General features: G+C 64.9%; 1 protein-coding gene. It reads left to right on the top strand.

The window, feature by feature from the left end; translation table 11 throughout:
* Positions 1–99 precede the first annotated feature (99 nt).
* Positions 100–569 (top strand): ABC transporter ATP-binding protein (locus tag QSK26_RS41470; protein ID WP_285780859.1); only part of this gene is annotated, 470 nt, incomplete at its 3' end.

The following is a 569-nucleotide window of genomic DNA, read 5'->3' as shown; positions in this document are numbered from 1 at the left end:
TGACCAACGCCATCAATCGCGTCGCGGGCGACAAGCCGTGACGAACAGAGAACGGATATCTGAATGACAGCCAATAAGGCTCAAGGGCCTGTGATCCAGGTGCAGGGCCTGGAGAAGTCGTACAAGGAGCTGCGGGTGCTGCGCGGTGTGGATTTCACCGTGGCGCGGGGCAGTATTTTCGCCCTGCTCGGTTCGAACGGGGCGGGCAAGACCACGGTGGTGAGAATCCTGTCCACGCTGCTCAAGGCCGACGCGGGGACTGCCCGCATTCACGGCTTCGATGTCGCCACGCAGGCTGCGGACGTGCGGGAGTCCATCAGCCTCACGGGACAGTTCGCCGCCGTGGACGAGATCCTCAGCGGGCGGGAGAACCTCGTGCTGGTCGCCAAGCTGAGGCACCTCAGGAATCCCGGCAAGATCGCGGATGACCTGCTGGAGCGGTTCTCGCTGACCGACGCGGGCGCGCGAAGAGTGGCGACGTATTCGGGTGGCATGCGCCGCCGCCTGGACATCGCGATGAGCCTGATCGGTGATCCGCCGGTCATCTTCCTCGACGAGCCGACGACCGG

The organism is Microtetraspora sp. NBRC 13810 (assembly GCF_030268685.1).
GTDB lineage: Bacteria > Actinomycetota > Actinomycetes > Streptosporangiales > Streptosporangiaceae > BSRQ01.
This window is presented reverse-complemented; position numbering and strand designations above follow the sequence as displayed.